The sequence below is a fragment of the Rhodanobacter sp. C06 genome (genome assembly GCF_002001105.1).
Classification (GTDB): domain Bacteria; phylum Pseudomonadota; class Gammaproteobacteria; order Xanthomonadales; family Rhodanobacteraceae; genus Rhodanobacter_A.
Genome location: NZ_MUNP01000038.1, coordinates 22,448 through 34,171, shown reverse-complemented (window position 1 = coordinate 34,171; position 11,724 = coordinate 22,448). Strand labels below are relative to the sequence as shown.

Annotated in this window: 11 protein-coding genes; 1 reads left to right on the top strand and 10 read right to left on the bottom strand. The window is 67.5% G+C overall.

Annotation, left to right across the window (positions count from 1 at the left end; genetic code table 11):
• Window positions 1–115 precede the first annotated feature (115 nt).
• From secF to queA, 5 genes are all read right to left on the bottom strand, one after another.
• Complete coding sequence (gene secF, locus B0E52_RS05675) at window positions 116–1,072, bottom strand: protein translocase subunit SecF (protein WP_077482472.1); 957 nt, start codon at window positions 1,070–1,072, stop codon at window positions 116–118.
• A gap of 2 nt (window positions 1,073–1,074) precedes the next feature.
• Window positions 1,075–2,955 (bottom strand): protein translocase subunit SecD, encoded by a 1,881-nt coding sequence (gene secD / locus B0E52_RS05670; RefSeq protein ID WP_077482470.1) that lies wholly within the window; start codon window positions 2,953–2,955, stop codon window positions 1,075–1,077.
• A 157-nt stretch (window positions 2,956–3,112) separates the two neighbouring features.
• Window positions 3,113–3,439 carry a preprotein translocase subunit YajC gene (gene yajC / locus B0E52_RS05665; protein WP_077482468.1) on the bottom strand — a complete coding sequence of 109 codons (327 nt, stop codon included), beginning with the start codon at window positions 3,437–3,439 and terminating at the stop codon, window positions 3,113–3,115.
• Between the two features lie 177 nt (window positions 3,440–3,616).
• The gene (gene tgt, locus B0E52_RS05660) at window positions 3,617–4,750 is read right to left on the bottom strand and encodes a tRNA guanosine(34) transglycosylase Tgt (protein WP_077482466.1); all 1,134 of its coding nucleotides are present in this window, start codon (window positions 4,748–4,750) and stop codon (window positions 3,617–3,619) included.
• A gap of 184 nt (window positions 4,751–4,934) precedes the next feature.
• Entirely contained in the window at window positions 4,935–5,966 is a 1,032-nt protein-coding gene (queA, locus tag B0E52_RS05655; protein WP_077482681.1) for a tRNA preQ1(34) S-adenosylmethionine ribosyltransferase-isomerase QueA, read from the bottom strand.
• A gap of 112 nt (window positions 5,967–6,078) precedes the next feature.
• Between queA and B0E52_RS05650 the strand changes: the two genes are divergently transcribed.
• Complete coding sequence (locus B0E52_RS05650) at window positions 6,079–6,624, top strand: PH domain-containing protein (protein WP_139351597.1); 546 nt, start codon at window positions 6,079–6,081, stop codon at window positions 6,622–6,624.
• Here B0E52_RS05650 and B0E52_RS05645 read toward each other — a convergent pair.
• Genes B0E52_RS05645 through B0E52_RS05625 form a run of 5 tightly spaced genes read right to left on the bottom strand, consistent with a single transcriptional unit; the run spans window position 6,621 to window position 11,383 of the window.
• Window positions 6,621–7,223, bottom strand: a complete 603-nt coding sequence (locus tag B0E52_RS05645; protein ID WP_077482464.1) for a response regulator transcription factor — start codon at window positions 7,221–7,223, stop codon at window positions 6,621–6,623. The genes B0E52_RS05650 and B0E52_RS05645 overlap by 4 nt on opposite strands.
• Window positions 7,220–8,386, bottom strand: a complete 1,167-nt coding sequence (locus B0E52_RS05640) for a sensor histidine kinase (protein ID WP_254426719.1) — start codon at window positions 8,384–8,386, stop codon at window positions 7,220–7,222. The genes B0E52_RS05645 and B0E52_RS05640 overlap by 4 nt, the downstream gene beginning before the upstream one ends.
• Window positions 8,387–8,394: 8 nt before the next feature.
• The gene (locus B0E52_RS05635; protein WP_077482460.1) at window positions 8,395–9,630 is read right to left on the bottom strand and encodes a sensor histidine kinase; all 1,236 of its coding nucleotides are present in this window, start codon (window positions 9,628–9,630) and stop codon (window positions 8,395–8,397) included.
• A gap of 50 nt (window positions 9,631–9,680) precedes the next feature.
• Window positions 9,681–10,475, bottom strand: coding sequence for an ABC transporter permease (locus B0E52_RS05630; RefSeq protein ID WP_077482457.1), 795 nt, complete (start codon window positions 10,473–10,475; stop codon window positions 9,681–9,683).
• Window positions 10,475–11,383 (bottom strand): ABC transporter ATP-binding protein, encoded by a 909-nt coding sequence (locus B0E52_RS05625; protein WP_077482456.1) that lies wholly within the window; start codon window positions 11,381–11,383, stop codon window positions 10,475–10,477. The genes B0E52_RS05630 and B0E52_RS05625 overlap by 1 nt, the downstream gene beginning before the upstream one ends.
• Window positions 11,384–11,724: the final 341 nt, after the last annotated feature.

Genomic DNA, 11,724 nt, shown 5'->3' with positions numbered 1-11,724 from the left:
GCCCGGATGACCGGGCCGTTGCCGTGTGAAGAGCGCTCTACTCGGCTCTTTGGGCATCTCCCCCGCGTGGCGGGGGAGAGTGATCAGGATCGCCCGCAAGGCGGGCGATGCGGCTTCATGGCCGGCGGGCGAGCTCCGGGTTTTCCTTGGTCACCGGCATCAGGTCCTTCTTCGACACGCCCAGCCACAGCAGGATCGGGCTGGCCACGAAGATCGAGGAGAGCGTGCCCACCACGATGCCGATCAGCATGGTGATAGCGAAATTATGCACGGCCGGGCCGCCGTAGAAGAACAGCGCGGCCATGGTGATGCCGGTGAACAGCGAGGTGATGATGGTTCGCGACAGCGTGCTGTTGATCGAGCGGTTGAGGATCTCCTCCGGTTCGGCCTTGCGCGCGAGGCGGAACAGCTCGCGGATGCGGTCGAACACCACCACCTTGTCGTTGATCGAATAGCCGATCACCGCCAGTACCGAGGCCAGCACGGTCATGTCGAACTCGCGCTGCACCAGCGCCAGCACGCCGAGGGTCACCAGGGTGTCGTGGATCTCGGTGAGCACCGCGGCGATCGCGAAGCGGCGTTCGAAGCGGATCCACAGGTAGGCCATGATGCCGAGTATCACGAACACCGCGGCGACCATGCCGTCGCTCTTCAGCTCGGCGCCCACCTCGGCGCTGACCGAGGAACGGCTCTTCAGCGTGGCATCGGCACGGGCTGCCTTCAGCGGCTGCATCACCGTGCTGGCCACCTTGTCCAGGTCCACCTGGCCCTTGGCGTCGAGCATCTCCTTGGTAGGCTGCATGCGGATCGACACCTCGCGGCTGCCGCCCACGCTCTGCACCACCAGGTCTTCGAGGCCGCCCTTCGCCAGCGCGTCGCGCACGTCGCCGGTCTGCACCGGCTGGGCGTAGTCCACCACCAGCGAGACGCCACCGGTGAAGTCCAGACCGTAGTTCAAGCCCTTGGTGGCGATCAGCGCGATCGAGGCGACCATCAGCACGATCGCCACCGCGATGCTGAAGACGCGGATGCGCAGGAAGTGGATGTTGCTGTTGTGATTGAAGATTTCCATGATTACACCGACAGCGTCTTGAGCTTGCGGCGGCCGTGAATCAGCGCGGTGAACGCGTGCGTCATCACCACCGAGGTGAACATCGAGGTCAGGATGCCGATGCCCAGCGTGACGCCGAAGCCGCGGATCGCGCCGGTACCCATCGTCATCAGTGCCAGCGCGGCGATCAGGTGGGTGACGTTGGCGTCGAGAATCGTGGCCCAGGCCTTGTCGTAGCCGGCGTGGATCGCCGCATGCGGCGTCGATCCGTTGCGCAGCTCCTCGCGCACGCGTTCGCAGATCAGCACGTTCGCGTCGATCGCCATGCCAAGGGTCAGCACGATGCCCGCGATGCCCGGCATGGTCAGGGTCACCCCGATCATCGACATCACCGCGACCAGGATCAGCAGGTTGAAGAACAGCGCGATGTCGGCCACCAGGCCGAACAGCTTGTAGTAGACCGCCGCGCAGGCCAGCACCAGCAGCAGGCCGAGCATCACGGCGTCGAAGCCCTTCTTGATGTTTTCCTGGCCCAGGCTGGGGCCGATCACGTACTGCTCGACGATGTCCATCGGCGCGGCCAGCGCACCGCTCTTCAGCAGCAGCGCCAGGTCGGAGGCCTCCTTGGGACTGCCCAGGCCGTTGGTCGAGAACACCTTGCCGAACGGGCTCTGGATGGTGGCGTCGTTGATCACCTCAGTTTTGATCTGTGGTGTGCGCACTTCCTTGCCGTTGACCGTGCTGGTTTCGTACACGGTGTTGATCAGCAGCACCGCCATCGGCTTGCCGACGTTGGCATTGGTGAACTCCTGCATCTTCGCCGCGCCGGAGGCGTTCAGCGTCACGTTCACCGAGGGCGTGCCGTTGCTCTGGTCGATGCCGGAGCTGGCGTCGACCAACTGGTCGCCGGTGACGATGGCGCGCTTGCCCACCAGCACCGGCACGTGGCCGTTGCTGGTGTAGTAGAGATTGGCGTCCGGCGGGATGCTGCCGCTCTGCGCGGCTTCGATCGCGCGCGGATCGCCGGGGTAGCCGATGCCGGGGCGGTATTCCAGCGTGGCGGTGGCGCCGATCAAGCGCTTCGCCGCGGCCGGATCCTGCACGCCGGCCAGCTCGACCACGATGTGGTCTTCGCCCTGCTGCTGGATCACCGGCTCGGACACGCCCAGCGCGTTGATGCGGTTGCGCAGCGTGGCGAGGTTCTGCTTGATCGTGCCCAGCGAGAGGTCACGCAGCTTGGTCGGCTTGATCGCGGCATACAGCACGTAGCGATCGCCGGTGCTGGGACCGTCGGTCACCGCCAGGTCGGGCGAGCTGGTGGCGATCAGGTCGGCCGCGCCGGAGCGGTCGGCCGCCGAGCGCAGTACCACCACGATGCCCTGCCCGGCCACCGTGCTGCGCGCCACCGACTCGTAGCGGATGTCCTTCTGGCGCAGCTGGCCGCGGATGTCGTCGGCATAGCTGTTCTCCAGCTTGTCGAGCACGCCGCTCTGATCCACCTGCATCAGGAAGTGCACGCCGCCCTGCAGATCCAGGCCCAGCGGCATCGAGTTCGCATGGATGGCGGTCAGCCAGCGCGGCACGGTGGACTGCAGCTTGAAGGCCACGGTGTAGCTGTCACCGAGCAGGGCTCCGATCGCGTCGGCGCCGCTCTTCTGCAGGTCGGCGTTGGCGAAGGTGGCGAGCAGGTGGTCGCCCTGCGCCACCACGCCCGCGGCGATGTGGTCCTTGGCCAGCGCGTCGGCCACCTTCTGCCGCAGCGCGTCGTCGATCGGCGCCGAGCCTTTGTTCGCGCTGACCTGCACCGCCTTCAGCGGCGCGAAGGCGTTCGGCAGCGCGTAGACGATGCCGAACAGCATCGCCAGCACGACCAGCGCGTACTTCCAGCGTGGGAAATCGCTCATCAGTGATCCTTTGCAACCGTCCGTGATCGCGAACGTCAAGAAGCAGCCGACCTTGGCCGAAGTTTGTTTTTGCGCTCGTCCGTGACCGCGAACATCAAGAAGCGGCCATCCTTGGCCGCACTTCCAAATAAGAAATGCCTCGCCCCGACGACCCGGCTCAGGCGGACTTCAGCGAGCCCTTGGGCAGCACCTGCGACACCGCCCCCTTCTGCAGCTTCACTTTCACGTTCGGTGCGATCTCGATCGTGATGAAGGTCTCGCCCACCTCTTCCACGCGGCCGGCGAGGCCACCGTTGGTCACCACCTCGTCGCCCTTGGCCAGGGCGGAGACCAGCGCGCGATGCTCCTTCTGCCGCTTCATCTGCGGGCGGATCATCATGAAATACATCAGGCCGAACAGCACCACCATCATGAGGATCATGGAGAGGCCGCCGCCCTGGGGTGCAGCGGCCTGGGCCAGCGTGACAGACATCGGAAGACTCATCGTTTCGTCTCGCAAGTAATGGCGCCAGCAGGGAATTCCACTGAACGCCCGATAAAAGACCACGGATTATGCCATGCGTTCACATCCGCCGCACGGTGGTTGTAGGAGCGCACCCTGTACGCGAATGCCTTTTCGTCCCGGTCGAAGCGCCAAGGCATCCGCGCACAGGGTGCGCTCCTACAGGGCTTCGGCGGGGGCGCCCTGCCGGCGCGCCTGGAATTCGGCCACGAAATCCTGCAGCCGCCCCGCCACGATCGCCTCGCGCAGCCCGGCCATCAAGCGCTGGTAGTGGCGGAGGTTGTGCATGGTGGCGAGCTGGCTGCCGAGGATCTCGTTGCAGCGGTCGAGATGGCGCAGGTAGGCGCGGCTGAAACCGTTCGCGCAGGCGTGGCAGTCGCAGCCCTCCTCGATCACCCGGGTGTCGGCGGCATACTTCGCGTTGCGGATGCGCAGCGTGCCCTCGGCGGTGAACAGGAAGCCGTTGCGCGCGTTGCGGGTGGGCATCACGCAGTCGAACATGTCGATGCCGCGGCACACCGCCGCCACGATGTCCTCGGGCCGGCCCACGCCCATCAGGTAACGCGGCTTGTCTTCCGGCAGCAGCGACACGGTGAAATCCAGCGTGTGGTTGCGCGCCGCTTCCGGCTCGCCCACCGCGAGGCCGCCCACCGCGTAGCCGTCGAAGCCGATTTCCACCAGCCGCTCCGCCGAACGCCGACGCAGCGGCTCGTACACGCTGCCCTGCACGATGCCGAACAGGTTGTTCGGATTCTTCAGGTCGTCGAACGCGCGGCGCGAACGCTCGGCCCAGCGCAGGCTGAGCTCCATCGAGTCGGACGCCACCTTCTCCGTTGCCGGGTATGGCGTGCACTCGTCGAAGATCATCGCGACGTCCGAATCCAGCGTGCGCTGGATCTGCATCGACACCTCCGGCGACAGGAACACCTTGGAGCCGTCCACCGGCGAGGCGAAGGTCACACCCTCCTCGGTGAGCTTGCGCCGGTGTGCCAGCGAGAACACCTGAAAGCCGCCGGAGTCCGTGAGGATGGGCTGGTCCCAGCCGATGAAACGGTGCAGCCCGCCGAACTGCTCCACGATCTCCAGTCCGGGCCGCAGGTACAGGTGAAAGGTGTTGCCCAGGATGATCTCGGCGCCGGTCTCGCGCACGTCGCGCGGCGTCATCGCCTTCACCGAACCATAGGTGCCCACCGGCATGAAGGCCGGCGTTTCCACCGTACCGCGGGGGAACGTGAGGCGGCCGCGGCGGGCGGCGCCATCGGTGGCGAGGAGATCGAAATTCAGGGAAGTCATCCTGCCATTATCGCAGGTCGCCACTATTGCTCCCTCTCCCTTCCGGGGAGAGGGTTGGGGTGAGGGGCCAATCTTGCGGCAAGCTCCCTGATGAAACGCTTCCGCGAACCCGCCCCTCACCTCAGTCCTCTCCCCAACGGGGAGAGTAAGCACAGCAAAAGCGCGCCCCGAAACGGAAGAATGCTCAGCCGCCCTGCGGCAGGATCAGCATCGCATCCCCATACGAGAAGAACCGATACCGCTGCTCCACCGCATGCCGGTACGCGTCGAGCATGAACTCGCGCCCGGCCAGCGCCGACACCAGCATCAGCAGGGTCGATTGCGGCAGGTGGAAGTTGGTGATCAGGCCGTCGATGCTGGTGATGCGGTAACCGGGGAAGATGAAGATCTGCGTCTCTCCCGCGAACGGGCGCAACTCGCCATCCACGGTGGCGCTCTCCAGCGCGCGCACCACGGTGGTGCCCACCGCGACCACACGGCCGCCGGCGGCACGGGTGCGGTGGATCTGCTCGACCAGGCCCGCACCCACATTCAGCCATTCGCTGTGCATGTGGTGCCCGCTGATGTCCTCCACCCGTACCGGCTGGAAGGTGCCTGCACCCACGTGCAGCGTCACGTAGCCGAAATTCACCCCACGCTCGCGCAACGCGGCCAGCAGCGGTTCGTCGAAATGCAGCCCGGCGGTGGGCGCGGCCACCGCGCCGGGTTCGCGCGCGTAGACGGTCTGGTAGCGCTCCAGGTCGGCAGCGTCGGCATGGCGCTCGATGTACGGCGGCAGCGGCATCTCGCCGAGCTTGAGCAGCAGCTTCTCCAGGGGCTCGGGCGCCTCGAAGTGCAGGCGGAAGAAACTCTCGTCGCGCCCCAGCACCAGCGCATGGCTGCCGTCGGCCAACTCGATCCGCGCGCCTTCCTTCGGCTTCTTGCTCACGCCCAGCTGCACGGTGGCCTCGTGCGCGCCGGTGACCCGCTCGATCAGGATCTCCACCGCGCCACCGCTCTCCTTGCGCCCGTACAAGCGCGCAGGCAGCACGCGGGTGTCGTTGAACACCAGCAGGTCGCCGGGCTGCAGGAAGCCGGGCAGTTCGCGGAACATGCGGTCCTGCCGCCTGCCGGCCGCCACGTCCAGCAGCAGCATGCGGCTGGCCGAACGCTCGGCCAACGGCGTCTGCGCGATCAACTCGTGCGGCAGGTCGAAATCGAAATCGGACTTCTTCAAGGAACGGCTCGGCGGGGTGACGAATGCGAAGTGCAACGGCGCATTATCGCGCAAGCCCGGACCGGCTGGCGCCCGCCTTGTTCCCGCTGCAGGCAGCGGCCAGAATCCGGGCATGAATGCATGCCATCCCGCCGCGCCCTGGAGCGGCTTCCTCAAGGGCGTCTCGATCGTCGTCACCTTGCTCCTGCCGGGCGTGTCCTGGCTGGTCGCGGTCACCGTGCCGGCCCATCTGTCGCCGGTGTTGCACACGCTGACGATCGCCTTGCCGCTGGTGATCCTGCTGGCCGCCGCGCCCTTCGTGGTGCGCGACTACGCATTGCGCGACGGCACGCTGCAGGTACGCCGCCTGTGCTGGACGACCAGGGTCGCGCTGGGCGAGCTGCGCGAGGCCACCATCGACCCGCAGGCCGGCGCAGGCTCGATCCGGCTGTTCGGCAACGGCGGGCTGTTCTCGTTCTCGGGCTGGTTCCGCAACGCGAAGCTGGGCCGCTACCGCGCCTTCGTCACCGACTGGCAGCGCGCCGTGGTGCTGCGTGGGGCCGTGTGCACCGTGGTGCTGTCGCCGGCCGACCCGGCCAGTTTCGTGCACGCGCTGCAGGCGCCTGTCCCGCCACAGAAGCAGCGCAAGCCGCTACCACGCTGGCGGCAGAGCCGTTAGAGCCAACCCTTCTGCCTGGCGAGGCGATAAGCCTCGATGCGGTTCGCCACGCCCAGCTTGCCGATCGCCTCGGACAGGTAGTTGCGCACGGTACCGTGCGAGAGGTTGAGCTGGGTGGCGATGTCTCCGGCGGAGTGGCCTTCGCCGGCCAGGCGCAGCACCTGGCGCTCGCGGTCGTTCAGCGGATCGGCCTCCGACCAGGCTTCCAGCGCCAGCTGCGGATCGATCGCGCGGCCGCCGCGTTGCACGGTGCGCAAGGCTTCGGCGAGATTCTCGGCGGGTGCGTCCTTGAGCAAGTAGCCGGACACGCCCGCGTCCAGCGCGCGGCGCAGGAAGCCTGGCCGCGCGAAGGTGGTGACGATGATCACCTTGATCGGCAGCTCGTGCCGCTGGATGCGCTGCGCCAGTTCCAGCCCGGTGAGGCCGGGCATCTCGATGTCGGTGACCAGCACGTCGGGCTTGAGCCGTTGCAGCTCGCGCCAGGCCGCCTCGCCGTCGCAGGCGGAGCCCAGCACCTCGATGTCCGATTCGAGGTTGAGCAGCGCCGACAGCGCGCCGCGCACCATCGCCTGGTCCTCGGCCAGCAGCACGCGGATCATGCGGCATCCCGCACTTGATCCGCCACGGCAACGGCCGGCGTCGGCGCGGTCGCCGCGCGCGGCATGGCGGCCAGCGGCACCTTCACTTCCACGCTGGTGCCCCGCCCCGCCGGCGAGGCAATCGTCAGCGCGCCGCCCAGCGCACGCACGCGTTCGCGCATGCCGCTCACTCCGTTGCCATGCGCGGCAAGACCGCCGCGACCGTTGTCGCTGATCCGCATCTCGAATCCTTCTGTGGTGACAATGATCCGCACGTTGGTCGTGGTAGCGCGCGCGTGGCGGTGAATGTTGGTGACCGCCTCGCGCAGCACCAGCGCCAGCGGCGCCTCCATCTCCGGCGGCAGGACCAGCGTCTCCGGCGACTCGGCCGTGAACGCGACGCCGGAAGCCTCCAGCATCAGCCGCGCGGAAACCAGTTCCGCATTCAGGTCACTGCGCCGCATGCCGGTGACCGCGGCGCGCACCTCGGCCAGCGCATGCCGCGACACACGCTCCACCTCTTCCATCTCCCGCTGCGCGCGCGGCGGATCGGCCAGCGCCAGCTTGCGCGCCAGTTCCGACTTCAGCGTCACCAGCGACAGCGTGTGGCCGAGCAGGTCGTGCAGGTCGCGGCCGATGCGCTCGCGCTCGGCCAGCGTGGCGAGCCGGCGCACCTCATCCTGCGACAAGCGCAGGGCAACGTCCTTGCGCAGATTGGCCATACGCAGATGCTGGCCGAGTCCGGACAGCAGCGTAATCGCCAGCAGCAGCAACATCAGCCACCAAGGCGTATCCAGCCGCATGGCCACTGCCACGGCTGGCAGGGATGCCATGCCCACGAAGACGAGCCAGCGCCGCCACGACGGCTGGGCGGCGAACCACACGCAACCGGAAATCGTGTAGCCCAGCGCCACGCCATTGAACGGGCAGACGATGAAGCCGAGCACCACCATGCCCGCGCAGTACCACACCTGGCGACGGCTCGCGTCGGCATACGACTGCCAGTACAGATACAGGTACACGGGAATCGACAGCACCGTCGGCCACAACCAGCGCCATCCCGGATCACTCTGCGCCAACGGTTCCACGAAGAGCATGATCAACCACAGCCGATTCGCAGTGAGCTGCCAACGCAGGTTGCGCGCGCCCAGCTGCCCGAGCAGCGAATCCGGTCGTGGCGTCAATCCGCGAATCATGTCGCGTGCCGCCGGTTCGGCAGCCAGCCAACCGCCGGATCGGCCGCACCTTCGGCGACAACCGGCTCGGCGGTGAGTTCTTGCTGCAATCGTGCGGTCGGCAGGGGTACCTCGATGCACAGGTGCGTGCCCTGACGCCGTGGCGATTCGATGCGCAAAGTGCCGCCCAGCGCGCGCACCCGTTCACGCATCCCGCTGAGGCCGTTGCCATGCGCGTCGACACCGCCGCATCCGTTGTCGTCGATGCGCAAGCGCGCGACGCCATCCTCGACGGCAAGCACCACTCGCGCCTGCGTGGCCCGGGCGTGCCGGGCGATGTTGGTCACGGCTTCGCGCAGCACCAGTGCCAGGCCGCGCTCAACCTCAGCCGGCAACGATGGCGGCAGGGGCCCGCAATCCAAGTGCACCGCCGAGGATTCCAGCAGCAGTCGTGCCGAGGCCAATTCGGCGGCGATGTCGGCGGCGCGGATGCCGCTGACCGCACTGCGCACTTCGGCCAGCGCGTGGCGCGCCACCCGCTCGGCCTCTTCCAGCTCACGGCGTGCCGCCTCGTGGTCGCGATCGAACAGCTTGCGCGACAACTCCAGCTTCAATGTAATCAGCGACAAGGTGTGGCCAAGCAGGTCATGCAGGTCGCGGCCGATGCGCTCGCGCTCGGCGGTGGCAGCCAGCCTGCGCACCTCGTCTTGCGAAAGCCGCAGCGCGACATCTTTTTCCTTGTGGGCCTGCTCGACCATCACGATGACGTAAATGATCATGGCCGTGATCGGCATGATCGCCAGCAGCGACAGCGGGTAGCCGATGCGCCACGCCAGTGCCACGTATATCGCATTGAGCAGCAACAGCTGGATCACCTGGGCACGAAGTCGCATCCGGCCATGGCTCAGCATCACGCAGGCATAAATGAAATAGCTGAGACTGCTCGGATACCACCGCATGGTTCCGAAGCACAGGATCGCCATGCCCAGCGCGTAAAAGCGCGTCATGCGCCGCGGCGCCAGCTGAATCTTGGCGAACAGCAGCAGGAACACCGGATAGGTGCCCAGTGTGAACAGGAACCAGGTCAGGTTGTAGCCGCTGAGTCCGCCGTTGAACAGCGGCGTGATGAAGATCCACGCCGACCACAGCAGATGGATGCTGTCGGCCCATGGCGATTTGCCGCGGCGAATGTCGTCGGCCACGCCAGAATCCGAGGCAGGGACAAACCACCGGGCGATGAATGCGGAAATCATGGCGCAGCGAACCGTTGCTGGATGGGTATGCCAAGCATGCTACTGCGACTTCAACCGAACCGGCGCAGCCGCCGTGTCGCCAGCGCCAGGAACACCGCCGAGAAGCCGAGCAGCACCAGCAGGTGCGGCCATGCCGCGCCCTGCTCCATGCCCACCGCCGCCAGCGCCAGCCGGTCCAGGTGGTAGCTCGGCCATACCGGTGCGATCTGCTGCAACGCCTTCGGCAGCATCGGCAGCGGTATCCACAGACCGGACAGGAAGGACATCGGCAGGTAGATCAGGTTGAGCAGGCCGGGCGCGCCCTGCCCCTTGATCAGCGTGCCCACGAACATGCCCATCGCGCAGAACGGCAGCACGCCCAGCACGCCGGTGGCGAGCAGCGCGGCAACCTGCGCGGGCGCCAGCACGACATGCGCAACGCCCAGCGCCAGCCCCAGCAGCAGCAGGATCACCAGCGCCGCGGCGCCCATCGCCATCAGCATCTTGCCGAGTAGGTAGGCGCCCGGCGGCATCGGCAGCGCACGCTTGAGCGTGAGCAGGCCGCCGTCGCGTTCGATCGCCAGCGACGCGCCGAAGCCGAACAGGCCCGGGCTCATCACGCCGAACACGCCGTAGCTGGCGAGCAGGTAGCGAGCGATGTCAGGGCCCTCGGACTTTCCCATCGCGATGCCGAACATCAGGTAGAACAGCGTGGGAAACAACACGATAGGCAGCATGAAGCCCGGCGCGCGCAGGTAGCGCAGGCACTCGCTGCGCGCTTCGGCGAGATAGGCGCCGAGCACGCGGCGCAGCGGCATCGCGGAAACGGCGGCCGACGGTGTAGCGGGAATGGTCACGGCGTTCATCAGGCAGCCTCCTGCTCGGCGACGGTTTCACGGGTGAGTTCGGTGAACGCCTCGGCCAAGCCGGCGCGCTGCACCTCCAATTCGGCCAGGGCGGGATCGGCGTCTAGCAGCCGGCGCACCACCGCCTCGGCCTGCGCGGTGGCGATGCGCAGATGGCCGTCTTCGCGAACGGCCGTCGCCACGTTCGGCCAAGTGGCAATGGCATCAGCATCGAGGTCGCTCACGCAGCGGATGCGCGTCAGCGCCACGCGCTTGCGCAAGTCGTCCACGCTGCCTTCGCTGAGCACGCGCCCCTTGTCCAGCACCACCACGCGCTGCGCCAGCGCCTCGGCCTCTTCCAGGTAATGCGTGGTGAGCACCACGGCGCAGCCTTCGGCGACCAGCGCGCGCATCGCCGCCCACAGCTTCTGCCGCGCGTCGATGTCCATGCTCACGGTGGGTTCGTCGAGGAACAGCAGCTCGGGCCGCCCGCACAGCGCCAGCGCGAACTGCACGCGCCGCTGCTGGCCACCGGAGAGTTTGCCGTAGGGCCGCAGCAGCAGGTCGGCGATGCCGGCCAGTGTGGCGGTTTCGTCGAAACCACGCGGGTTCGGGTAATAGCTCATGGTCAGGCGCAGCAGCTCGCCCACGCGCAGCGTGGCCGGCAGGTTGGCCGACTGCAGCATCACGCCGATGCGGCGGCGCGCCTCGATGCGCTGCGGGTCGAGCCCGAACAGTTGGGCGCGACCCGCATCGGGGCGGATCAGGCCCAGCAGCAAGCCGATGCTGGTGCTCTTGCCGGCGCCGTTGGGGCCGAGCAAGGCCAGCAGTTCGCCGCGTCGCACGGCGAGGTCCACGCCATCCAGCGCGGTGAGCGGGCCGTAACGCTTCACGGCCGCGGCGAGTCGGGCAACGGTAGTCTCGTTCATGTGGGTGTCTCCTCCTGCCACACAGCCTAGACAGCACGCCGCGTCGCCCCCAGTCGCCACCGTCAACCATCGCGGGTGACAGGCGTCATCCCGGCCGTGCAGGCACCGGGAAACGACTCCCAAGTACCTGATCGAGCAGGGCAAGGCACCCCCCGCGCCGACTGTCCCGGCTCCCTCAGGGGGTACCGGGCACCCTGCCTGCCGGGTTATCCTCGGTGTCCGTGGAAGCGCGCCACACCCCGTCGAACCGGGCCATGCGCCGCGGGAGCCAGGCTCCCCCACGCAAACACGTCGGCCTGCTTCGCGCTGGGTGCGAGGCGCCGACGGACTCCGAGGAGAAA

What these genes read in the sequence shown, in the direction of transcription:
- B0E52_RS05635 (WP_077482460.1), bottom strand. Translation starts at nt 9,630, where the DNA reads ATGATTTCCGCATTCATCGCCCGGTGGTTTGTCCCTGCCTCGGATTCT.
- yajC (WP_077482468.1), bottom strand. Translation starts at nt 3,439, where the DNA reads ATGAGTCTTCCGATGTCTGTCACGCTGGCCCAGGCCGCTGCACCCCAG.
- secD (WP_077482470.1), bottom strand. Translation starts at nt 2,955, where the DNA reads ATGAGCGATTTCCCACGCTGGAAGTACGCGCTGGTCGTGCTGGCGATG.
- secF (WP_077482472.1), bottom strand. Translation starts at nt 1,072, where the DNA reads ATGGAAATCTTCAATCACAACAGCAACATCCACTTCCTGCGCATCCGC.
- B0E52_RS05625 (WP_077482456.1), bottom strand. Translation starts at nt 11,383, where the DNA reads ATGAACGAGACTACCGTTGCCCGACTCGCCGCGGCCGTGAAGCGTTAC.
- B0E52_RS05630 (WP_077482457.1), bottom strand. Translation starts at nt 10,475, where the DNA reads ATGAACGCCGTGACCATTCCCGCTACACCGTCGGCCGCCGTTTCCGCG.
- B0E52_RS05645 (WP_077482464.1), bottom strand. Translation starts at nt 7,223, where the DNA reads ATGATCCGCGTGCTGCTGGCCGAGGACCAGGCGATGGTGCGCGGCGCG.
- tgt (WP_077482466.1), bottom strand. Translation starts at nt 4,750, where the DNA reads ATGACTTCCCTGAATTTCGATCTCCTCGCCACCGATGGCGCCGCCCGC.
- B0E52_RS05650 (WP_139351597.1), top strand. Translation starts at nt 6,079, where the DNA reads ATGAATGCATGCCATCCCGCCGCGCCCTGGAGCGGCTTCCTCAAGGGC.